Genomic DNA, 22,267 nt, shown 5'->3' with positions numbered 1-22,267 from the left:
ATCAGGAGGCCGTCATGACAAGTGACCTGTCACGCCGCCGGCTGCTCTTCGGCGGGGCCGCGGTCTCGGCCGGGGTGTTGCTCGCCGGCTGCACGAGCAACGAGCAGTCCCCGACCGAGGCGCAGACCAAGGCCGCCGCGAACAGCGCCAACACCGAGCCGGGCAAGAAGGTGACCATCGGCTTCTCCGCCCCGGCCGCCGACCACGGCTGGATCGCCGCCATCACCAACAACGCCAAGGCGCAGGCCGGCGCGTACGGCGACGTGGAGCTCAAGTCGGTGGAGGCCGGCGCGGACGCGGCGGCCCAGCGGGCGGCGCTGTCCACGCTGATCTCCCAGAAGCCGGACGTCATCGTGCTGCTGCCGCACGACGGCAAGGAACTCAACGCGTTCGGCCTGGAGGCGATGAAGGCCGGCATCCCGGTGGTGAACCTGGACCGGGCCTTCCCCGACCCCAAGGCCTACCGGCTGCAGATCAAGGGCGACAACTACGGCATGGGGGTGGCCGCCGCCACCTACATCGCCGAGCAGCTCAAGGCCAAGGGCGTGAGCAACCCGGTGATCGGCGAGATCCCCGGCATCGAGTCGCTGGAGCTGACCCAGGAACGCTCCAAGGGCTTCGCCGACACGCTCGCGTCGTACGGGCTGAAGGTGGCCAACCGCCGCCCTGCCGAGTTCACCGTGGACTCCGGCCAGCAGGCCGCCACCGGGCTGTTCCAGGCCCTGCCGAAGATCGACGCGGTCTGGAACCACGACGACGACCAGGGCATCGGCGTGCTGGCCGCGGTCAACCAGGCCAACCGCAAGGAGTTCTTCATGGTCGGCGGCGCCGGCTCGAAGAAGGCCATGGAGGACATCGCGGCCGACAACACGGTGCTCAAGGCCACCGTCACCTACAGCCCGTCGATGGCCTCGTCGGCCATCTCCCTCGCCCGGCTGATCGGGCAGGGCAAGGGCATGTCCGACCTGGTGGAACTCCAGGTGCCGAAGGAGATCGTGCTCTCCTCCGAGACGATCACGAAGCAGAACTCGGGCGACTACCTGAAGCTCGGGTTCTGACACACGGGGGGAGACCCAGCTTGTCCAGTCACGACAGCATCCTGCGGGTCGGCATGGTCGGCTACGCGTTCATGGGCGCCGCGCACTCCCAGGCGTGGCGCACCGTGAACCGGGTGTTCGACCTGCCGGCGAAGGTGCGGATGTCGCTCGTCTGCGGCCGGGACGAGCCGAAGGTGGCCGAGGCCGCCGACCGGCTCGGCTGGGACGGGTACACCACCGACTGGCGGCGGCTCGTCGAGTCCGACGAGATCGACGTGGTCGACATCTGCACGCCGGGGGACAGCCACGGCGAGATCGCCCTCGCCGCGTTGGCCGCGGGCAAGCACGTGCTGTGCGAGAAGCCGTTGGCCAACACCGTCGCCGAGGCGCGGGAAATGACCGCCGCCGCCGCGCGGGCCCGCGAGTCCGGGGTCCGCGCGATGTGCGGCTTCAACTACCGGCGGGTGCCGGCGGTCGCCCTGATGCGGCAGCTCGTCGCCGACGGGCGGCTCGGCGAGATCCGGCACGTCCGGGCGGTGTACCTCCAGGACTGGATCGTCGACCCGCAGTTCCCGCTGGTCTGGCGGTTGCAGAAGGACCGGGCGGGCTCCGGCGCGCTGGGCGACATCGGCGCGCACATCATCGACCTCACCCAGTACGTCACCGGGCAGTCGATCAGCGGGGTCAGCGCGCTGACCGAGACGTTCGTGCGGCAGCGGCCGTTGCCGGCCGGGTCGAGCGGCCTGGCCGCGCAGGCCGGTGGCAACGGCCGGGGCACCGGCGAGGTCACCGTGGACGACGCGGCGGTCTTCGTGGCCCGGCTCGACGGCGGCGGGCTCGCCACCTACGAGGCGACCCGGTTCGCCACCGGCCGGAAGAACGCCCTGCGGGTCGAGATCAACGGCTCGCGCGGCAGCGTCGTGTTCGACCTGGAACGCCTCAACGAACTGGAGTTCCTGGACGCCACCCGGCCCGCCGCCGAGCAGGGCTTCAACCGGATCCTGGTGACCGAGCCGGAGCACCCGTACCTGGACGCGTGGTGGCCGCCGGGCCACATCATCGGCTACGAGCACTCCTTCACCCACCAGATGCGCGACTTCGTCGAGGCGGTCGCCACCGGCACCGACCCGAGGCCGTCGTTCGCCGACGCGTTGCAGGTGCAGTTGGTGCTGGACGCGGTCTCCCGGTCGGCGGCCGACTCCGCCTGGGTGGAGGTGGAGAAGGAGGGGTCCCCTGTTAACGCCTCCGGTAGAGGAGGGGGCCCCGCTTAACAACCCGCCCACCCCGCGCGGCGCGTGAGCGCCGCCGACACCTTCCGGCGCCGGCCGGCGAGGGCCCGCCGCGGTTGCGCCCCGCGGCGGGGACGAGGCCGGCGTCGGGGAGCGTGCCGCCGGGATCCTCCGGCCGGCACGACCAGCACGGCCCTCCGGTGCGGCCGGACCGGGATTCCCCGGCCGCACCGGCGGGGCCGGCACCGACCTGGGGAGGTAACGCGATGCGTACGGGTGTCTGGCTGGTCGGAGCGCGCGGCTCGGTCGCCACCACGAGCGTGGTCGGGGCGCTGGCCCTGCGGGCCGGGCTCACCCCGCCGACCGGGTGCGTGACCGAGCTGCCCGAGCTGCGCGGTCCCGCGCTGCCGGGCCTCGGCGACCTCGTCTTCGGCGGTCACGACGTGGTCGCCACCCCGCTGACCAAACGCGCCGAGGCGCTGGCCGCCGCCGGGGTGCTGCCGGGCCGGTTGGCCGACGCCGTCGCGCCGGACCTGGCCGACGTCGAGGCGGCGCTACGACCCGCGCCGACCGAGGGCACCCCGGCCGACCGGATCGCCGCCGTGGTCGACGACCTGACCGCGTTCCGCCACCGGCACGGGCTGGACCGGGTGGTGGTGGTCAACGTCGCCGCCACCGAGCCGGCGCCCGCCCCGCACCCGGCACACCACGACCCGACCGCGCTGCGGGCTTCGCTGGCCGGCCCGGACGAGGTGCTGCCGGCCAGCTCCCGATACGCGTACGCGGCGTTCACCGCCGGCTGCCCGTACGTCGACTTCACCCCGTCCACCGGTGCCCGGCTGCCGGCGCTGGCCGCGCTGGCCGACGCGCGCGGACTCCCGTACGCCGGGCACGACGGCAAGACCGGCGAGACGCTGCTCAAGTCGGTGCTCGCGCCGATGTTCGCGATGCGGCACCTGGCGGTGCGGTCCTGGTCGGGCACGAACCTGCTCGGCGGCGGCGACGGCGCGACGCTCGCCGAGCCGGCCGCCAACGCCGCCAAGGTGGGCAGCAAGCAGCGGGTGCTCGCGGAGACGCTCGGCTACCTGCCGCAGGGCAGCACCCGGATCGACTACGTCGAGGAGCTGGGCGACTTCAAGACCGCCTGGGACCTGGTCACCTTCGCCGGCTTCCTGGGCACCGGGATGCGGATGGAGTTCACCTGGCACGGCTGCGACTCGGCGCTGGCCGCCCCGCTGGTGCTGGACCTGGCCCGGCTGACCGCCGCCGCGCACGCCGCCGGCCGCCGGGGACCCCTGGCCGAGCTGGCGTTCTTCTTCAAGGATCCGCTCGGCGGCGCCGGCCACGCGCTGGGCGACCAGTGGGCGGTGCTGCGCGACTTCGTCGCCGGCCTGCACGCCGGGGCGCCCCGGTGACCCGCCTCGCCGACCTGGCCGAGCTGGTCCGGGCACCCGCCGCGCTGTCCGTACCCGGTGACGTGCTGGCCGGGGCCGCGGCGGCGGGCGCGCTCGGCCGGCGTACCCCCGCCCTGGCCGCCGCGTCGGTGCTGCTCTACTGGGCCGGGATGGCCGCCAACGACTGGGCGGACCGGCGGCTCGACGCGACCGAGCGGCCGGAGCGGCCGATCCCGTCCGGCCGGGTCCGGCCCGCCGTCGCGCTCGGCCTGGCCGGCGGCCTGACCGCCGCCGGGCTGGCCGTCGCCACCGCCGCCGGGGGCCGGCACGCGGCGACCGTCGCGCTCCCGCTCGCGGCCACCATCTGGGGGTACGACCTGAGCGCGAAGGACACCACGGCCGGTCCCGCCGTGATGGCGGCGTGCCGGGGGCTGGACGTGTTGCTCGGCGCGACGGGCGGCCGGACCGCCCGGGCGTTGCCGGCGGCGCTGACCGTCGCCGCGCACACCTGGACCGTCACCGCGCTGTCCCGCCGCGAGGTGACCGGCGCGGCCGACCGCCGGCTGCCCGCCTTCACGCTCGCCGGCACCGCGCTGATCGCGCTCGCCGCCCCGGGCCGGCCGGACGTGTTAAGCGGGGCCCCCTCCTCTACCGAATGCGTTAGGAAGGGGCCCTTCCTTCGCCTCGGGCCGGCGGCGTTGGCGGCGGGGTACGCGGTTCGGTACGGGCGGGCGCAGGCCCGGGTGCTCGCCGACCCGTCGCCGGCCCGGGTACGCGCCGCGGTCGGCGCCGGCATCACCGGGCTGCCCGCGTTGCAGGGCGCGCTGACCGCCCGCGCCGGCGCCGGGCTGCTCGGCCTCGCGGTGGCCGCCGCCGCGCCGCTCGGGCGCCGCCTGGCCCGGCTGGTCTCCCCGACATGACCACCGTGACGCCGGCCGTCGCGCCCCGCCGGCCCGCGCCCGCGCCGGGCCGGCTGCGATTCGGGTACGGCACCAACGGCTTCGCCAACCACCGCCTCGACGACGCGCTCGGGGTGCTCGCCGACCTCGGCTACGCGGGGGTGGCGCTCACCCTGGACCACGACCACCTGGACCCGTTCGCTCCCGGGCTGGCCCGCCGGGTGGACGCCGTGCGCCGCCGGCTGGGCGCGCTGGGACTGGCCGTGGTGGTCGAGACCGGGGCCCGCTACCTGCTCGACCCGTGGCACAAGCACGCCCCGACGCTGCTGCACGACGACCCGTCCCGCCGGGTCGAGTTCCTCCGCCGGGCCGTGCGGATCGGGGCGGACCTGGGCGCCGAGGTGGTCTCCTTCTGGGCCGGCATCCGCCCGCCCGAGGTGCCGCCCCGGGTGGCGTGGGAGCGCCTGGTCGCCGGGTGCGCCACGGTCTGCGCCGAGGCGGCCGGCGTGCCGCTGGGCTTCGAGCCGGAGCCGGGCATGCTGGTCGAGGACATCGCCGGCTGGCGGCGGCTGCGCGCGGCGCTCGGCGAACCGCCCGGCTTCGGCATCACCCTCGACATCGGACACTGTCGCTGCCTGGAGCCGCTGCCGGTGCCCGACTGCGTGACGGCGGTCGCCGACCACCTGGTCAACGTGCAGATCGACGACATGCGCCGGGGCGTGCACGAACACCTGGAGTTCGGCGCCGGCGAGATCGACTTCCCGCCGGTGCTGGCCGCCCTCGCCGACGCCGGCTACCCCGGCCTGGTGGCGGTGGAGCTGCCCCGCCACTCGCACGCCGCCCCGACCGTCGCCGCCCGCTCGCTGGACTTCCTGCGCGCCGCCGCCCGCCGCGGCGAGAGGCGGTGACCGACCACCTTCCACCACCGGCAGAGGGAGACGGCATGACACCCGACCGACTGCGCGCCGCGCTTCGGGGCGTACCCGATCCGCAGTGGCTGGACGCGGCGCTGCGCCGCGTCGCGACCGAACCCGCGGCGATCCCGCGCTACTTCGCCGCCGCCGCCCGGCGCTGCGGGCGCGGTCCGGTGCCCGACCCGGCCGGCTGGACCGTCGACGAGGCCGCCCGGGCGCTGCTGCTGACCGCGCTGCCCGGCGGGCACGCCACCGCGGCCGAGACGCTCTACCGGGAGGGCGACGCCGCGGAGAAGCGGGCCGTGCTGCGGGCCCTGCCGCTGCTGCCGATCGGGGCGGAGTGCGTGCCGCTGCTGCACGACGCGATCCGCACCAACGACACCCGGCTGGTCGCCGCCGCGCTCGGCCCCTACGCCCGGCACCTGGAGCAGCCGGCGTGGCGGCAGGCGGTGCTGAAGTGCGTCTTCGCCGGCGTGCCGCTGGCCGTGGTGGACGGCCTGACCGAGCGCTCCGACGGCGAGCTGGCGCAGATGCTTGCCGCGTACGCCGCCGAGCGGCACGCCGCCGGACGGACCATGCCGGCCGACGCCACCGACCTGCTCGACCGGCTCACCATCACCACCACGGAGGCGTGACGTGCGCATCTTCGACCCGCACATCCACATGACGTCCCGGACCACCGACGACTACGAGCGGATGGCCGCCGCCGGGGTGCGGGCGGTGGTCGAGCCGGCGTTCTGGCTGGGCCAGCCACGCACCGGCGTGCAGAGCTTCGTCGACTACTTCGACTCGCTCGTCGGCTGGGAGCCGTTCCGGGCCGGGCAGTTCGGCGTCCGGCACCACGCCACCGTGGCGCTGAACCCGAAGGAGGCGAACGACCCGCGCTGCCGCCCGGTGCTCGACGTGCTGCCCCGCTATCTGGACAAGGACGGCGTGGTGGCGGTCGGCGAGATCGGCTACGACGCGATGACGCCGGCCGAGGACGCCGCGCTGGCCGGGCAGCTCGCCCTGGCCGTCGCGCACGACCTGCCCGCCCTGGTGCACACCCCGCACCGGGACAAGGCGCGCGGCGTCGAGCGCACCCTGGCGGTGGTCGCCGAGTCGGGCATCGCGCCCGGGCGGGTGCTTGTCGACCACCTCAACGAGGTGACCGTGGAACTGGTCCGGGACAGCGGCTGCTGGCTGGGCTTCTCGATCTATCCGGAGACCAAGATGTCGCCGCCGCGGATGGTCGAGCTGCTGAAGGCGTACGGGACGGAGCGGATGCTGGTGAACTCCGCCGCCGACTGGGGGCGCTCCGACCCGCTGCTGACCCGGGCCACCGGGGAGGCGATGCTTGCCGCCGGGTTCGACGACGACGACGTGGACCGGGTGCTGTGGCGCAATCCGGTGGAGTTCTACGGCCAGTCCGGCAAGCTGGACCTCACCGACCTGGAGGACCCGGCCGCCACGTTCGCCGGCAACTCGATCCTGCGTGGGGGCGCGTGATGCGGCTGCGTCACGCCGACGGCACCACCGTCCACCTCGGCTACTGCACGAACGTCCACCCGGCGGAGGACCTGCCGGGCATCCTCGCCCAGCTCGACACCTACGCGGTGGCGGTGCGCCGGAGCCTGGACGCCGACCTGCTCGGGCTGGGGCTGTGGCTGGCCGCGCCGGTGGCCGCCGCGCTCGCCGCCGACCCGGCGGCCCGCCGCCGGCTGCGCCACGAGCTGACCGTACGCGGGCTGGAGGTGGTCACGCTCAACGGTTTCCCGTACGCGGCGTTCCAGGCCCCGGTGGTCAAGGGCGCGGTCTACCGGCCGGACTGGACCACGCCGGAGCGCCTCGCGTACACCCTGGACCTGGCCCGGGTGCTCGCCGACCTGCTGCCCGACGACGCGGCCCGGGGTTCGATCTCGACGCTGCCGCTGGCCTGGCGCACGCCGTGGGGCCCGGACCGGGCCGACGCCGCCCGGCGCCGGCTCGACGCGCTCGCCGCCGGGCTGGCCGCGCTGCGCCGCGACACCGGCCGCACGGTCCGGGTCGGGTTCGAGCCGGAGCCCGGCTGCCTGGTCGAGTCGACCGGGCAGGCCGCCGCGACGCTGTCCGGCGTGGACCAGGAGTGGCTCGGCGTCTGCCTGGACCTGGCGCACCTGGCGTGCGCCTGGGAGGAGCCGGTCGACGCGCTGGCCCGGCTGCGCGACGCCGGGCTGCCGGTGGTCAAGGTGCAGGTCTCGGCCGCCGTCGAGGCGCCCGACCCGGCCGGCGCGACCGGGGCGCTGCGCCGCTTCGTCGAGCCGAGGTTCCTGCACCAGACCCGGGCGGTGGGCTGCGCCGGCGCGGTCGACCCGGCCGACCCGGCGTGGGCGGCCGACGACCTGGACGCCGCGCTGGACGCGCGGCTGCCGGGGGCGTGGCGGGTGCACTACCACGTGCCGTTGCACGCGCCACCCGAGGAACCGTTGCGCTCCACCGTGCCGGTGCTGCGGGCCGCCCTCGCCGCGCTGTACGCCGGACCGGCCGCCGGCTGCGACCACCTCGACGTGGAGACGTACACCTGGGGGGTGCTGCCGGAGGCGCGGCGGCCGCGCGGCGACGCGGAGCTGGCCGCCGGCATCGCCGCCGAACTGGCCTTCGCCCGCGACGAGCTGACCGCGCTCGGTGTGGCCGGCGGGGTGGGGGTGCCCTCATGAGCCGGCGGCTGGTGGTGCTGGACGTGGTGGGGCTGACGCCGCGCCTGCTGGCGCACATGCCACGGCTGCGCGCGGTGGCCGAGGCCGGTTTCGCCGCCGAGTTGGGCACCGTGCTTCCGGCGGTGACCTGCTCGGCGCAGGCCACCTTCCTCACCGGCGAGCCACCCGCCGGGCACGGCGTGGTGGGCAACGGCTGGTACTTCCGGGACCTCGGCGAGGTGCTGCTCTGGCGGCAGCACCACGCGCTCGTCGGCGGCGAGAAGGTGTGGCAGGCGGCCCGCCGGGTGGAGCCGGGCTACCGGGTGGCAAACGTCTGCTGGTGGTACGCGATGGGCGCGGACGTCGACTGGACGGTCACGCCGCGCCCGGTCTACCACGCCGACGGGCGCAAGGAGCCGGACTGCTGGACCGACCCGCCGGAGCTGCACGACACGCTCACCGACGCGCTCGGCACCTTCCCGCTGTTCAGCTACTGGGGGCCGGGCGCGGGGCTGCCGTCCTCGGCGTGGATCAGCCGGGCCGCGCAGCGGATCCTCGCCGACCACGCCCCGGACCTGACCCTGGTCTACCTGCCGCACCTCGACTACGACCTGCAACGCTTCGGCCCGTCCTCGCCGCGGGCCGCCGCCGCGGCGGCGGAACTGGACGCGGTGCTCGGGCCGCTGCTGGACGCGGCGCGGGCACGCGACGCCACGGTGGTGGCGCTGTCGGAGTACGGCATCACCGACGTGTCCCGCCCGGTGGACGTCAACCGGATGCTGCGCGCCGAGGGGCTGCTGCGCGTGCACACCCAGGCCGGAATGGAATACCTGGAGCCGTGGACGTCGCGGGCCTTCGCGGTGGCCGACCACCAGGTCGCGCACGTCTACGTGCGGGACCCGGCGGACGTGCCGGCGGTGGCGAAGCTCTGCGCCGCGCTGCCCGGCGTGGCCGAGGTGCTGGACGCGACCGGGCAGGCCGGCTACGGGCTGGACCATGCCCGCTCCGGCGAGCTGGTGCTGGTGGCCGAGGCAGACGCCTGGTTCACCTACTACTACTGGCTCGACGACGCGCGGGCGCCCGACTTCGCCCGGCTGGTCGAGATCCATCGCAAGCCCGGCTACGACCCGGCCGAGCTGTTCTTCGACCCGGCCGCGCCGGGCGCGGCGAAGCGCCGGGCGGCGGTGGCGCTGGCCCGCAAGAAGCTCGGGATGCGCTACCTGATGAGCGTGGTGGGGCTGGACGCGGGCGCGCGGGCGGTCCGCGGCTCGCACGGGCGGCTGCCGACCGACCCGGCGGACGGCCCGGTGCTGCTCTGTTCCGACCCGACGGCGGCCCGGGAGGGGGTCGCGGCGACGGAGGTGAAGGCGTTGCTACTCCACCTCGCCGGGCTAACTTTTGTCGATCCACGTCAAAAGTAGTTTCCGATCGATCAGAAGCTATGGACATGCCGATCGAAAGGTTTTAATGTCGTGCCCAGCACCAGCTCCCCCCTTTCGGCATCCGGCGCGACGCGCGCCCGATCCTGGCTGCGCGCGTCAGGAAGGACTGCACGGCATGTCCAGCCACCCCCACCACCCACCCGCCCGACGACGACTGGCCGCCGGCGCGGCGCTGCTGCTCGCCGCCACCGCCGGCACGGTCACCCTGGCCACGACGCCCGTCCCGGCGTCCGCCCACCCCATCACGGCGAGCGACTTCCAGCAGGTCGAGCTGGCCCGCGGCGTCGCCGAGACCGGCGAGCCGATGTCGCTCGCGGTGCTGCCCGACCGCTCGGTCCTGCACACCGCCCGCAACGGCACGCTGCGCCGCACCGACGCGGCCGGCACCACCACTGTCGTCGGCACCCTCGCCGTCTACACCCACGACGAGGAGGGGTTGCAGGGCGTCGGCGTCGACCCCGGCTTCGCCACCAACCGGCACATCTACCTCTACTACGCGCCGCCGCTCTCCACCCCGGCCGGGGACGCACCCGCCACCGGCACCGACTTCTCCGCCTGGCAGGGCGTCAACCGGCTCTCCCGGTTCACGCTCAACGCCGACTTTACGCTCAACCAGGCCAGCAAGGTCGACGTGCTCGACGTGCCGGCCGACCGGGGACTCTGCTGTCACGTCGGCGGCGACATCGACTTCGACGCCGCCGGCAACCTCTACCTCTCCACCGGCGACGACACCAACCCGTTCGACTCCGCCGGCTACGCGCCGATCGACGAACGCACCAACCGCAACCCCGGGTACGACGCGCAGCGCAGCGCCGGCAACACCAACGACCTGCGCGGCAAGATCCTGCGGATCAAGGTGAACGCCAACGGCACGTACTCGATCCCCAGCGGCAACCTCTTCGCGCCCGGCACCGCGAAGACCCGCCCGGAGATCTACGCGATGGGCTTCCGCAACCCGTTCCGGATGAGCGTCGACAAGGCCACCGGCATCGTCTACGTCGGCGACTACGGGCCGGACGCCGGCACCACCTCGGCGCGCGGCCCCTCCGGGCAGGTCGAGTTCGACCGGGTCACCGGGCCGGGCAACTACGGCTGGCCGTACTGCACCGGCACCAACACCGCCACCGAGACGTACGCCGAGTGGGACTTCGCCACCGGCACGGCCGGTGCGAAGTTCAACTGCACCGGCGGGCCGACCAACAACTCGTTCCGCAACACCGGCCTGGCGACGCTGCCCGGCGCGAAGCCGGCCTGGATCCGCTACGGCGGTGACGCCGGCACCCCGAGCGAGTTCGGCGGCGGCTCCGAGTCGCCGATGGGCGGCCCGGTCTACCGCTACGACGCGGCCAACCCGTCCACCACCAAGTTCCCGCAGTCCTTCGACGGGCAGTTCTTCGCCACCGAGTTCGGCCGCGGCTGGATCAAGCCGATCCACGTCAACGCGGACGGCTCGCCCGGCACCATCGACGCGTTCCCGTGGACCGGCAAGCAGGTGATGGACTCCGCGTTCGGCCCGGACGGCTCCTACTACGTGCTCGACTACGGCACCGGCTACTTCAACGGCGACGCCAACTCGGCGCTCTACCGCTTCGACTACCTGGGCGGCGGCAACCGCGCCCCGGTGGCCCGCGCCGCCGCCGACCGGACCTCCGGCACCGCGCCGCTGGCCGTGACGTTCTCCTCGGCCGGCTCGTCCGACCCGGAGGGCGGCACGCTCACCTACGCCTGGACGTTCGGCGACGGCGGCACCTCCACCGCCGCCAACCCGTCGCACACCTACACCGCCAACGGCCGCTACACCGCCACGCTCACCGTCCGCGACCCGCAGGGCGCCACCGGCACCGCGAGCGTGACGATCACCGTCGGCAACACCGCGCCGACAGTGGTCATCGAGACGCCCGGCAACGGCAAGCTCTTCTCCTTCGGCGACACGGTCCCGTTCCGGATCACCGTCACCGACCCGGAGGACGCCACCATCGACTGCACCAAGGTCAAGATGACCTACGTGCTCGGCCACGACCAGCACGGCCACCAGATCACCTCGGCGACCGGCTGCACCGGCACGATCGCCATCCCGGTGGACGGCGAGCACGACGACGCGGCGAACATCTTCGCCATCTTCGACGCCGAGTACACCGACTCCGGCGGCCTCACCACCCACACCCAGCACACGCTCCAGCCCCGGCACCGGCAGGCCGAGCACTTCAAGACCTCGTCCGGGATCAACACGTTCGACAAGGGCACCGCCGAGGGCGGCAAGACCGTCGGCGACATCAACAACGGGGACTGGATCGCGTTCCAGCCGTACCTGCTCGCCGACGCCACCGGGTTCAGCGCCCGGGTCTCCTCGGCCGGCGCGGGCGGCACGCTCCAGGTGCGGGCCGGCTCGGCCACCGGCACCGTGCTCGGCTCGGCCACCGTCCCGGTCACCGGCGCCTGGGACTCGTTCACCACGGTCACCGGCACCATCACCAACCCGCCGGCCGGCACCACCACGCTCTACCTGACGTTCGCCGGCGGCACCGGGGCGCTCTACGACCTGGACGCGTTCACGTTCACCACCTCGGCCGTGCGGACCGGGCCGGTGACGGGACTGGCCGGCAAGTGCCTCGACGTGCGCAACGCGGCGACCGCCGACGGCACCCAGATCCAGATCTACACCTGCAACGGCACCGCCGCGCAGACCTGGACGGTGACGCCCAACTCGACGGTCAAGGCGTACGGCAAGTGCCTCGACGTGTCCGGCGGCGCGAGCGCGGACGGCACCAAGATCCAGCTCTACACGTGCAACGGCACCGGCGCGCAGAACTGGTCGGCACAGGCCGACGGCACGGTGCGCAACCCGCAGTCCGGCAAGTGCCTGGACGTGTCCGGCAACAACTCGGCCGACAGCACGCCGGTGCACCTGTGGACCTGCACCGGGGCCGCGAACCAGAAGTGGACGCTGCCGTGAGGATGGCAAGGAGAACACCGATGAGACTCCTCCGTACCGCGGTGGTGGCGGTGACCGCCGTCGCCGCCACCCTCGCCGGCGCCCCGGCGAGCGCCGCCGACGCCCCGTACGACGTGCTGGTCTTCTCCAAGACCGCGGGCTTCCGGCACGACTCCATCGCGGTCGGCACGCAGACCGTGCGTGACCTGGGCGCGGCGAACAACTTCACGGTCACCGCGACCGAGGACGCCACCCAGTTCACCACCGCCAACCTGGCCCGCTTCGAGGCGGTGATCTTCCTCAACACCACGGGTGACGTGCTCAACGCCACGCAGCAGGCCGCGTTCGAGAGTTACATCGGCGGCGGCGGCGGATACGTCGGCGTGCACTCCGCCGCCGACACCGAGTACGACTGGCCGTTCTACGGCAACCTCGTCGGCGCCTGGTTCGCGTCCCACCCGGCGATCCAGCCGGCCACCGTCAAGGTGGAGGACCGGGCGCACGCGGCCACCGCGCACCTGCCGCAACTGTGGAACCGCACCGACGAGTGGTACGACTACCGCACCAACGCCCGATCCACCGCGCACGTGCTGGCCAGCCTCGACGAGTCCACCTACTCGGGTGGCTCGATGGGTGGCGACCACCCGCACGCCTGGTGCAAGTCCTACGGCGGCGGCCGGTCCTTCTACACCGGCGGCGGACACACCCAGGCGTCGTACGCCGAGCCGGCGTTCCGGGCGCACCTGCTCGGCGGCATCCGCTACGCCGCCGGGCGCACCAGGGCCGACTGCCGGCCCGAGACCGGCTACACCGCGCTCTACAACGGCGGCACCACAGGCTGGTCGCAGGCCGGGCCGGGCAGCTTCACCAACTCCGACGCCACGCTCACCTCGGTCGGCGGCATGGGCCTCTACTGGTACAGCGCGAAGCAGTTCACCAACTACTCGCTCAAGCTGGACTGGCGGCTCCCCGGCGACGACAACTCCGGGGTGTTCGTCGGCTTTCCGCCGTCGAGCGACCCGAACTCGGCGGTGAACAACGGCTACGAGGTGCAGATCGACCCCACCGACTCGGCGGACAAGACCACCGGCGCGATCTACGGGTTCAAGTCCGCCGACCTGGCGGCCCGGGACGCGGCGCTGAACCCGGCGGGGGAGTGGAACACCTACGAGATCCTGGTCGAGGGCGAACGGCTCCAGGTCTTCCTGAACGGCGTCCGGATCAACGACTTCACCAACACCGACCCGGTCCGGTCGCTCGCCGGACACGTCGGCATCCAGAACCACGGCACCGGCGACGACGTGTCGTTCCGCAACATCCGGATCAAGGAACTGGGCGGCACCCCGCCGCCGACCGGCAACACCACCGTGCAGGCCGAGGCGTTCAGCGCGGCCAGCGGCGTCAGCGCGTTCACCAAGGCCGGCGCCAACGGCGGGCAGACCCTGGGGTACGTCGACCCGGGCGACTGGGCCGCGTACCAGGGGTTGGACCTGACCGGGGCGACGTCGTTGCGGGCCCGGGTGGTCTCCGGCGGGCCGGGCGGCACCATCGGGGTGCGGACCGGCTCGCCGACCGGACCGCTGCTCGGCCAGGTGGCGGTGCCCAACACCGGGAGCTGGACCACGTACGCCGACGTCACCACCACGCTGAGCGGGGTGCCGTCGGGGACGCAGACGGTCTACCTGACGTTCACCGGCAGCGGGTCCGGGCTCTTCGACGTGGACGACTTCACGCTGGTCCGCGGCGGTGGCGGCACCGGCGGGACCGGCCCGGTGAAGGGTCTGGCCGGCAAGTGCCTGGACGTGCGCAACGCGGCGACCGCCGACGGCACCCAGATCCAGCTCTACACCTGCAACTCGTCGACGGCGCAGACCTGGACTGTCACGCCGAACGGGCCGGTGAAGGCGCTGGGCAAGTGCCTGGACGTCTCCGGCGGCGCGAGCGCGGACGGCACGAAGATCCAGCTCTGGACGTGCAACGGCACCGGCGCGCAGAACTGGTCGGCGCAGGCCGACGGCACGGTGCGCAACCCGCAGTCCGGCAAGTGCCTGGACGTGTCCGGCAACAACTCGGCCGACGGCACGGCGGTGCACCTGTGGACCTGCACCGGCGCCGCCAACCAGCGCTGGACCCTGCCGTGAGGTAGGCCATAGAGTGGGGACGGCGACCGCGAGGTGGCCGGTGGCCCGTCGGGAGGCGCAACCCGTCGGGCGCAGACGCTCCGGCGTCCACCGGTGCCCAGCCGTCGCCGTCCCCCGGTCACCCTCGCCCCGGTCCGCGACGGAATCCCCACCACGACAGGGGAGAAGGACAATGGCGCGACCCATCACGCTCTTCACCGGCCAGTGGGCCGATCTTCCGTTCGACGAGGTCTGCCGGCTCGCCGCCGAGTGGGGATACGACGGGCTGGAGATCGCCTGCTGGGGCGACCACTTCGAGGTCGACAAGGCGCTCGCCGACGATTCCTACGTCGACCGTAAGCGGGAGACCCTGGCCAAGCACAACCTCCAGGTCTTCACCATCTCCAACCACCTGGTCGGGCAGGCGGTCTGCGACCACCCGATCGACGAGCGGCACCAGGACATCCTGCCGGCGAGGATCTGGGGCGACGGCGAGGCAGAGGGGGTGCGCCGCCGCGCCGCCGAGGAGATGAAGGACACCGCGCGGGCGGCGGCCAAGCTCGGCGTCCGCACGGTCGTCGGGTTCACCGGCTCGTCCATCTGGCACACGCTGGCGATGTTCCCGCCGGTGCCGCCGGCGATGATCGAGCGCGGCTACCAGGACTTCGCCGACCGGTGGAACCCGATCCTGGACGTCTTCGACGCCGAGGGCGTGCGCTTCGCCCACGAGGTGCACCCCAGCGAGATCGCCTACGACTACTGGACCACGAAGCGGACCCTGGAGGCGATCGGCCACCGGGAGGCGTTCGGGCTCAACTGGGACCCGTCGCACTTCGTCTGGCAGGAGCTGGACCCGGTCAACTTCATCTTCGACTTCGCCGACCGGATCTACCACGTGGACTGCAAGGACGCGAAGGTCCGCACCGGCGACGGCCGGCGTGGCCGGCTCTCCTCCCACCTGCCCTGGGCCGACCTGCGACGCGGCTGGGACTTCGTCTCCACCGGCCACGGGGACGTGCCCTGGGAGGACTGCTTCCGGGCGTTGAACGCGATCGGCTACGACGGCCCGATCTCGATCGAGTGGGAAGACGCCGGCATGGACCGCCTGGTCGGCGCGCCGGAGGCGCTCCAGTTCGTCCGCCGCCTCGCCTTCGACGCCCCCACCGCCGCCTTCGACGCCGCCTTCAGCACCACCCGCGACTGACAGCTCACCCCGGCCGGCGCGCCCCCTCCGGCGCGCCGGCCCCTGCGGCCGGCGCGGCCCGAAGCCCGACGGCTCGGGGTCCTGGCGGCTCGGGGTCCTGGCGGCTCGGGGTCCTGGCGGCTCGGGGTCCTGGCGGCTCGGGGTCCTAGCGGCTCGCGGCCCGGCAACCCGGTGTGCTCGGAATTCGGCGACTTCGCGACTTGGCGACTTCGCGACTTGGCGACTTCGCGGCCCCGCGGCTCGGCAGTCCGGTGGTTCCGGATCCCGGCGGTGCGCGCCCCGGCGGGCTCGCGAGCCGGGCGGCCGGGCAATCTCGCGCGCGCCTACAAACTTGATGGCACGGATGACTCACCCATCACCCCGTAGCCCTGGCCCGCTGACCCGACCGGCTATGTCATCGCGGCGCCCACCCTCCAGCCTTCCGGTGAAAGCGTGGGTGGAACGGGATGGGTGTCTGGAGGCGCGGGAGGCACCTATGTCGTTCCACTCGTGGTCTGGTGGGGCCGTGGGTGGAACGGCATGGGTGTCTGGAGGCGCGGGAGGCACCCGTGGCGTTCCACTGGTGGTCTGGTGGGGCCGTGGGTGGAGCGGCATGGGTGTCTGGAGGCGCGCCTGGCACCCATGGCGTTCCACTCACCAGCAGGGCCGAGCCTTGTGAAGCGAACCGGCCGGATGTGCCGCCATTGATCCACCTGCGTCATCAAGTTTGTAGGCGCTGAGAGGCATGCGGTGCCGGGCGGCACCAGGCGTGCCGACCCACGGAGTAGGCGGCTGGGCAGCGCCGTGGCGGGGCCTGTCGAGCGGGGCGCCCACGGGCCGAGGGGCGCCGACGGGCCGACGGATCGGCGAGGGCGTCCGGGGTCAGCGGGTGGTGAAGACCTGGTCGCTGGTCAGGCGGGCGGCGCCGATCAGGGCGGCCTGGTCGTCCAGGTCGGACAGGACGATGGGCATGCTGCCGGTGGCCAGCGGCGTGGACCGCCGGTAGACCACGCCACGGATCTCGGCGAGCAGGACCGGTCCGATGCCCGGCGCCGCGCCACCGATGATCACGATGGCCGGGTTGACGAAGCTGACCAGGTTGACCAGCACCTGGCCGAGCCGGCGGGCGGCGTCGCGGACCAGCGTCTGCGCCGCCGGGTCGCCCTGGGTCGCCGCCCCGGCCACGTCCGCCACGGTCAGCGTGCCGGCCGCCGCGAGCCGGTCCGCCAGCGCCGTCGAGCGCCCGGCTCGCGCAGCCGTCACCGCCTCCCGCACCAGCGCGGCATCCCCGCAGTACGCCTCGACGCAGCCGGTGTTGCCGCAGCCGCAGAGCGGCCCGTCCTCGGTGAGCTGGAGGTGCCCGATGTCGCCGGCCCCGCTGGCCGCGCCCCGGTAGAGCGAACCGCCGAGCACCAACCCGCAGCCCACCGCGTCGCCGAGCTTGACGTAGAGGAAGTCGTCGAACGGGCGGCCGGTGCCGGCGTGCCACTCGCCGACGGCCATCGCGTTCGCGTCGTTGTCCACCTGCACCGGGCAGCCCAGCTCGGCGGCGAGCGTGTCGCGTACCGGGAACCGGTGCCAGCCGGGCAGCGCGGGCGGGGACACCGGCGAGCCGTCGCGGACGGCGACCGGCGCGGGCAGCGCCACCCCGACGCCGGTCAGCCGGGCCAGCCCTGCCTCAGCCCGCAGCTTGCCGAGCAGCTCGACCGCGCGGCCGACCACCGGCTCCGGACCGAGTCGCACGTCGACCGGCTCGTCGTGGCGGGCGAGCGGGTTCAGCTCGCCGTCGGTCAGCGCGACCCGCAGCCGGCCGCCGCCGAGCACTACCGCGCCGAAGCGCACCCGCGCGCCGATCCGCAGCAGCGACGAGCGACGGCCGCCCCGGGACGCGGCCGGTCCCGCGGTCTCCACCAGGCCCTGCTCGACCAACCGGTCCGCCTCGGCCGCGAACCGGGCCCGGGGGAGCCCCAGGACGTCGACCAGCTCCACCCGCGAGCGGGGGCCGTCGTCGCGCAGCAGTCGCAGCAGCCGCGCCTGGTCCTCGGTCTCCGGTCCGACCATCGCCATGTGATCGTCCACCTCCCCTCCGGAGAATGTGCCACACCGCCGTCACGACGGCGTGACGCGTGGGGGCGGACACACGGAAGCGGGCCGGTCACCCGAGGGTGGCCGGCCCGCTGTCCGCTGATGTCAGAGGGTGCTGCTCGTGCCGTTCGGCTTGGTGCTGGTGCCGGTCGTGGTCGAGCCGGTCGCGCTCGTCCCGGTGCCGGCCTTGCTGCCCACCGCGGCCGGCGTGCCGGCGAACGGCTTGTCGGCGTCGGTCAGCCCCGACTTGCTGCCGTTACCCGTGGAGATCTTCTCGCCGAGCTTGCTCTGCCCGAGCTTGTCCTTGCCCTCGGAGTAGAGCCGGGTGGCCTGGGCCTGCGCGACGCCGGCCGCCTCCTGGACGGTCGGGTGGTCGAGCACCTTGCGCCCGCGGACCACCAGCTCCTCGTACTTCTCCCGGCCGGCACGGGCGCCCAGGACGAACCCCGCTGCCAGCCCGCCAAGAAACATGATCTTTCCGCGCATGGCGGCTCCTTTCGTACCTGAACTCTGTTGGTGCCTAACTACCCATCCTGCTCTCGGCTCATACCTCCCTGTGCCGAGATGACGATTTGTCCCGATTCTGGGGTGCCGGCAACCCACTGGCGCACCACCCCCCGATGTCCTGTATTCTTTTCCCCGTCGCACGGCACGGGGAGATCCGAGCCGGGCGGTGCACGGTCCCCTGTAGCTCAATTGGCAGAGCAGCCGGCTGTTAACCGGCAGGTTATTGGTTCGAGTCCAATCGGGGGAGCTTCGCTCCACCTCGACGCCCGTCGGCCCACGCCGACGGGCGTTTCTCGTCGCCGGGCCCGTACGCCCGCCCGATTTCCGCCCGCGAACGCCGCTTCGGACGGCAGGATGGTCGGCGTCGACTTAGACTCCCGCTGCGTCGATTGTTGCGTCGATCCGAGGGTGGTGGAGATGGCCGCAGGACGCAGCCGCTGGACCGCGACGCTTGTCGCGGTGGCGGTGGTGCTCGGCTGGCTGATCGTCGGCGGCGTCGCCGGCCCGTACGCGGGCAAGCTCGGTGACGTCGCCACCAACGACAACGCCTCCTTCCTCCCGGCCGACGCCGAGGCCACCCGCGCCCAGGACCTGTCCGCCGGATTCGTCGACCGGGAGTCCACCCCGGCGCTCGTGGTCTACGAGCGCAGCGGCGGCATCACCCCCGCCGACCAGCAACGGATCCAGGCCGACGCGGCCCGCTTCGCCCAGGTGCCCGGCGTCATCGGCCCGCTGCCCCCGCCGATCGTCAGCCAGGACAAGCAGGCCGCCCAGGTGATCGTGCCGATCGACAGCGCCGAGGGCGAACAGATCCGCAGCGTCGTCGACCAACTGCGCAGCATCGCCGGCCCGGACCGCGACGGGCTCACCGTCGACGTGGCCGGCCCGGCCGGCCTGCTCGGCGACCTGATCGAGGTGTTCTCCGCCATCGACGGGCCGCTGCTGCTGGTCACCCTGGTCGTGGTGCTGGTCATCCTGCTGATCGTCTACCGCAGCCCGGTGCTCTGGGTCTTCCCGCTGCTGGCCGCCGGCATGTCCTACTCACTGGCCGCCGTCTTCGTCTACCTGCTGGCCAAGAACGACGTGGTCAAACTCAACGGGCAGGCGCAGGGCATCCTCACCGTGCTCGTCTTCGGCGCCGGCACCGACTACGCGCTGCTGCTCATCGCCCGCTACCGGGAGGAACTGCACCGGCACGAACGCCCCTGGGACGCGATGAAGGCCGCCTGGAAGGGCGCCGCCCCGGCCATCGTCGCCTCCGGGGCCACGGTCATCGTCAGCCTGCTCTGCCTGCTGCTGTCCAGCCTCAACTCCAACCGGGCGCTCGGCCCGGTCAGCGCCGTCGGCATCGCCGCCACGCTGCTGGTGATGCTGACGTTCCTGCCCGCCCTGCTGGTGCTCGGCGGCCGGTGGGCGTTCTGGCCCCGCCGACCCCGGCACGACGACGCCGACCCGCGCACCGAACACGGCATCTGGGGGCGCGTCGCCGGCTTCGTGGCGCGCCGCGCGCGTACCGTCTGGATCGTCACCGCCGTGGTCCTGGCCGCCCTCGCGATCGGGGTGACCCAGCTCGGCGCCACCACCCTCGGCCAGACCCAGCTCTTCACCCAGCGCACCGACTCGGTGGCCGGCCAGGAGGTCATCGACAGGCACTTCCCGGCCGGCACCGGCAGCCCGGCCACCATCTTCACCCAGCAGGCCGCCGCGCAGCGGGTCGCCCAGGTGGCGCAGGGCGTCAAGGGTGTCGCCTCGGTCGCGCCGCTCGGCCAACGGGGCGAGAACGCGCCACCGGACCCGAACGCGCCGCCCAAGGTGGTCGACGGCCGGGTCCAGCTCAACGTCACGCTCGCCGACCCGCCCGACAGCAACGGCGCCGAACAGGCCATCCGCGACCTGCGCGAGGCCGTGCACGCGGTGCCCGGCGCGGACGCCGTGGTCGGCGGCTTCACCGCCATCAACGTCGACACCGCCGACGCCTCCGTCCGCGACCGCAACGTCATCATCCCGGTGGTGCTGCTGGTCATCGCGGTCATCCTGGCGCTGCTGCTGCGCGCCCTGGTCGCCCCGGTGCTGCTGATCGCCACCGTGGTGCTGTCGTTCCTGGCCACGCTCGGCCTCTGCGCGCTGCTGTTCAAGTACGTCTTCGACTTCCCCGGCGTCGACCAGTCGTTCCCGCTGTTCGCGTTCGTGTTCCTGGTCGCGCTCGGCATCGACTACAACATCTTCCTGATGAGCCGGGTCCGTGAGGAATCGGTGCGCCGGGGCACCCGGGCCGGGGTGCTGACCGGCCTGGCGGTCACCGGCGGCGTCATCACCAGCGCCGGCATCGTGCTCGCCGCCACGTTCTCCGCGCTCGCCGTGCTGCCGCTTGTCGTGCTGGTGGAGTTGGGCGTGGCGGTCGCCGCCGGGGTGCTGCTCGACACCATCGTGGTCCGCTCGCTGCTGGTGCCCGCGCTCGCGTACGACATCGGGCCCAAGGTGTGGTGGCCGAGCCGGCTGTCCCGGACGCACCGCGACGGCGACCGCGCCGGAGCGGGGGTGGAGCGTGCCTGACACCGACGTGGTCGTCGTCGGCGGCGGCCTGGCCGGCCTCGCCGCCGCCCGCCGGCTGCACCGCGCCGGCGTGCCCTGGCGGCTGCTGGAGGCCGGCGACCGGCTCGGCGGCCGGGTCGCCACCGACGAGGTCGACGGGTTCCTGCTGGACCGCGGCTTCCAGGTGCTCAACACCGCCTACCCCCGGCTCGGCGCGCTGCTCGACCTCGACAGCCTCGACCTGGGCTGGTTCACCTCCGGGGTGCTGGTGCGCCGCGGCGACCGGCTGGAACGCCTGGTCAACCCGCTGCGCGAACCCACCGGCGCGCCCGGCGCGCTGACCGCAGGCGTCGGCTCGCTGCGCGACCGGCTACGCCTGGCCGCGCTCGCCACCGGCTGCGCCACCCTGCCCGTGGGGCGGCTGCTCACCGCGCCGGAGACCAGCACCGAGACGGCGCTACGCCGGGCCGGGCTCTCCGCCGACATCATCGAGCAACTGCTCCGGCCGTTCCTGAGCGGCGTGCTGCTCGACCGCGAGCTGGCCACCTCCAGCCACGTCCTCGCGGTCATCCTGCGCTCGTTCGCCCGGGGCCGGATCGGCCTGCCCGCGCGGGGGATGGGGGCGCTGCCGCAGGCCGTCGCCGCGCCGCTGCCCGCCGAACTGATCGCGCTGCGCACCCCGGTCACCGCCGTCGCGCCCGGCCGGGTCCGCACCGAGGCCGGCGAGATCACCTGCCGCGCCGTCGTGGTCGCCGCGGACCCGCCGGCGGCGGCCACGCTGCTGCCCGCCGTCGACCGGGTACGCATGCACGCCTACACCACCTACTACCACCGCACCGACGACGCGCCGCTGGCCGAGCCGATCCTGCTGCTCGACGGCGACCGGCGGGAACTGGTCGCCAACACGGTGGTGATCAGCAAGGCCGTGCCCACGTACGCGCCCGCCGGCCAGCACCTGGTGGCCACCTCCGTGGTCGGCCCGCAGGCCCCGCCCGAGCCGGTGATCCGCCGCGAGCTGGACCGCCTCTACGGCCGCTCCACCGCCGACTGGACCCACCTCACCACCGTCACCGTGCCGGACGCGCTACCCGCCGCCCCACCGCCGCAGCGCCGGCTGCGCAAGCCTGTCGCGCTCGGCGACGGCCTCTTCGTCGCCGGCGACCACCGGGACAGCCCGTCCATCCAGGGCGCGCTCGCCAGCGGTTGGCGGACCGCCGGGGCAGTGCTGGACGAGCTGCGGGGCTGAATCGGCGGGCCACTGCTCGCTGTTATCCTCGCGTTGCCCACCGTGCTGTCGCGGCCGACGTCGCCGCCGGGTCGGTGGTGGCCGGGGATCGAT

Annotated in this window: 16 protein-coding genes and 1 tRNA gene; 15 read left to right on the top strand and 2 right to left on the bottom strand. The window is 73.8% G+C overall.

Features of this window, described 5'->3' with window-relative positions; genetic code table 11:
• The first annotated feature begins 14 nt into the window (after nt 1-14).
• The 12 genes from ACIA5A_RS13740 to ACIA5A_RS13685 all read left to right on the top strand — a co-directional run bounded on the left by ACIA5A_RS13740 (nt 15) and on the right by ACIA5A_RS13685 (nt 15,825).
• On the top strand, nt 15-1,058 hold the full coding sequence (locus tag ACIA5A_RS13740) for a substrate-binding domain-containing protein (RefSeq protein ID WP_396760865.1): 1,044 nt from the start codon (nt 15-17) through the stop codon (nt 1,056-1,058).
• Between the two features lie 53 nt (nt 1,059-1,111).
• Entirely contained in the window at nt 1,112-2,308 is a 1,197-nt protein-coding gene (locus ACIA5A_RS13735) for a Gfo/Idh/MocA family protein (protein ID WP_396761198.1), read from the top strand.
• Between the two features lie 224 nt (nt 2,309-2,532).
• Nucleotides 2,533-3,681, top strand: coding sequence for an inositol-3-phosphate synthase (locus ACIA5A_RS13730; RefSeq protein ID WP_396760863.1), 1,149 nt, complete (start codon nt 2,533-2,535; stop codon nt 3,679-3,681).
• The gene (locus ACIA5A_RS13725) at nt 3,678-4,580 is read left to right on the top strand and encodes an SCO3242 family prenyltransferase (protein ID WP_396760860.1); all 903 of its coding nucleotides are present in this window, start codon (nt 3,678-3,680) and stop codon (nt 4,578-4,580) included. The genes ACIA5A_RS13730 and ACIA5A_RS13725 overlap by 4 nt, the downstream gene beginning before the upstream one ends.
• Entirely contained in the window at nt 4,577-5,467 is an 891-nt protein-coding gene (locus tag ACIA5A_RS13720; protein WP_396760857.1) for a sugar phosphate isomerase/epimerase family protein, read from the top strand. Before ACIA5A_RS13725 ends, ACIA5A_RS13720 begins: the two co-directional genes overlap by 4 nt.
• 35 nt (nt 5,468-5,502) lie before the next feature.
• Nucleotides 5,503-6,108 (top strand): EboA domain-containing protein, encoded by a 606-nt coding sequence (locus tag ACIA5A_RS13715; protein WP_396760854.1) that lies wholly within the window; start codon nt 5,503-5,505, stop codon nt 6,106-6,108.
• 1 nt (nt 6,109) lies between these two features.
• A complete protein-coding gene (locus tag ACIA5A_RS13710) occupies nt 6,110-6,961 on the top strand; it encodes a TatD family hydrolase (protein WP_396760852.1) in 852 nt (283 codons plus the stop codon).
• On the top strand, nt 6,961-8,148 hold the full coding sequence (gene eboE / locus ACIA5A_RS13705; protein WP_396760849.1) for a metabolite traffic protein EboE: 1,188 nt from the start codon (nt 6,961-6,963) through the stop codon (nt 8,146-8,148). Before ACIA5A_RS13710 ends, eboE begins: the two co-directional genes overlap by 1 nt.
• Nucleotides 8,145-9,548: an alkaline phosphatase family protein gene (locus ACIA5A_RS13700; protein ID WP_396760846.1), complete on the top strand. Its 1,404-nt coding sequence runs from the start codon at nt 8,145-8,147 to the stop codon at nt 9,546-9,548. Before eboE ends, ACIA5A_RS13700 begins: the two co-directional genes overlap by 4 nt.
• A gap of 136 nt (nt 9,549-9,684) precedes the next feature.
• Nucleotides 9,685-12,522, top strand: coding sequence for an RICIN domain-containing protein (locus ACIA5A_RS13695; protein WP_396760843.1), 2,838 nt, complete (start codon nt 9,685-9,687; stop codon nt 12,520-12,522).
• Nucleotides 12,523-12,542: 20 nt separating this feature from the next.
• Entirely contained in the window at nt 12,543-14,642 is a 2,100-nt protein-coding gene (locus ACIA5A_RS13690) for a ThuA domain-containing protein (protein ID WP_396760840.1), read from the top strand.
• A gap of 172 nt (nt 14,643-14,814) precedes the next feature.
• Complete coding sequence (locus ACIA5A_RS13685) at nt 14,815-15,825, top strand: sugar phosphate isomerase/epimerase family protein (RefSeq protein WP_396760837.1); 1,011 nt, start codon at nt 14,815-14,817, stop codon at nt 15,823-15,825.
• Between the two features lie 861 nt (nt 15,826-16,686).
• Here ACIA5A_RS13685 and ACIA5A_RS13680 read toward each other — a convergent pair.
• Complete coding sequence (locus tag ACIA5A_RS13680; protein WP_396760834.1) at nt 16,687-17,871, bottom strand: ROK family transcriptional regulator; 1,185 nt, start codon at nt 17,869-17,871, stop codon at nt 16,687-16,689.
• 123 nt (nt 17,872-17,994) lie between these two features.
• The gene (locus tag ACIA5A_RS13675; RefSeq protein WP_396760831.1) at nt 17,995-18,375 is read right to left on the bottom strand and encodes a hypothetical protein; all 381 of its coding nucleotides are present in this window, start codon (nt 18,373-18,375) and stop codon (nt 17,995-17,997) included.
• A gap of 195 nt (nt 18,376-18,570) precedes the next feature.
• On the opposite strand from ACIA5A_RS13675, the gene ACIA5A_RS13670 reads away from it, so the two are divergent.
• The 3 genes from ACIA5A_RS13670 (at nt 18,571) to ACIA5A_RS13660 (ending at nt 22,174) form a co-directional block, all read left to right on the top strand.
• Nucleotides 18,571-18,643, top strand: a tRNA-Asn gene (locus tag ACIA5A_RS13670).
• 170 nt (nt 18,644-18,813) lie between these two features.
• Complete coding sequence (locus ACIA5A_RS13665) at nt 18,814-20,949, top strand: MMPL family transporter (protein WP_396760828.1); 2,136 nt, start codon at nt 18,814-18,816, stop codon at nt 20,947-20,949.
• Nucleotides 20,942-22,174: an FAD-dependent oxidoreductase gene (locus ACIA5A_RS13660; RefSeq protein WP_396760825.1), complete on the top strand. Its 1,233-nt coding sequence runs from the start codon at nt 20,942-20,944 to the stop codon at nt 22,172-22,174. Before ACIA5A_RS13665 ends, ACIA5A_RS13660 begins: the two co-directional genes overlap by 8 nt.
• Nucleotides 22,175-22,267: the final 93 nt, after the last annotated feature.

It is taken from the genome of Micromonospora sp. NPDC051300, assembly GCF_044455315.1.
In the GTDB taxonomy this organism is placed as follows: Bacteria; Actinomycetota; Actinomycetes; order Mycobacteriales; family Micromonosporaceae; genus Micromonospora; species Micromonospora robiginosa.
This window is presented reverse-complemented; position numbering and strand designations above follow the sequence as displayed.

Excerpts from the sequence above, each read along its gene's own strand:
- ACIA5A_RS13740 (WP_396760865.1), top strand. The coding sequence starts at position 15 with ATGACAAGTGACCTGTCACGCCGCCGGCTGCTCTTCGGCGGGGCCGCG.
- ACIA5A_RS13735 (WP_396761198.1), top strand. The coding sequence starts at position 1,112 with ATGGTCGGCTACGCGTTCATGGGCGCCGCGCACTCCCAGGCGTGGCGC.
- ACIA5A_RS13730 (WP_396760863.1), top strand. The coding sequence starts at position 2,533 with ATGCGTACGGGTGTCTGGCTGGTCGGAGCGCGCGGCTCGGTCGCCACC.
- ACIA5A_RS13720 (WP_396760857.1), top strand. The coding sequence starts at position 4,577 with ATGACCACCGTGACGCCGGCCGTCGCGCCCCGCCGGCCCGCGCCCGCG.
- ACIA5A_RS13715 (WP_396760854.1), top strand. The coding sequence starts at position 5,503 with ATGACACCCGACCGACTGCGCGCCGCGCTTCGGGGCGTACCCGATCCG.
- eboE (WP_396760849.1), top strand. The coding sequence starts at position 6,961 with ATGCGGCTGCGTCACGCCGACGGCACCACCGTCCACCTCGGCTACTGC.
- ACIA5A_RS13700 (WP_396760846.1), top strand. The coding sequence starts at position 8,145 with ATGAGCCGGCGGCTGGTGGTGCTGGACGTGGTGGGGCTGACGCCGCGC.
- ACIA5A_RS13695 (WP_396760843.1), top strand. The coding sequence starts at position 9,685 with ATGTCCAGCCACCCCCACCACCCACCCGCCCGACGACGACTGGCCGCC.
- ACIA5A_RS13690 (WP_396760840.1), top strand. The coding sequence starts at position 12,543 with ATGAGACTCCTCCGTACCGCGGTGGTGGCGGTGACCGCCGTCGCCGCC.
- ACIA5A_RS13685 (WP_396760837.1), top strand. The coding sequence starts at position 14,815 with ATGGCGCGACCCATCACGCTCTTCACCGGCCAGTGGGCCGATCTTCCG.
- ACIA5A_RS13680 (WP_396760834.1), bottom strand. The coding sequence starts at position 17,871 with ATGGCGATGGTCGGACCGGAGACCGAGGACCAGGCGCGGCTGCTGCGA.
- ACIA5A_RS13675 (WP_396760831.1), bottom strand. The coding sequence starts at position 18,375 with ATGCGCGGAAAGATCATGTTTCTTGGCGGGCTGGCAGCGGGGTTCGTC.
- ACIA5A_RS13665 (WP_396760828.1), top strand. The coding sequence starts at position 18,814 with ATGGCCGCAGGACGCAGCCGCTGGACCGCGACGCTTGTCGCGGTGGCG.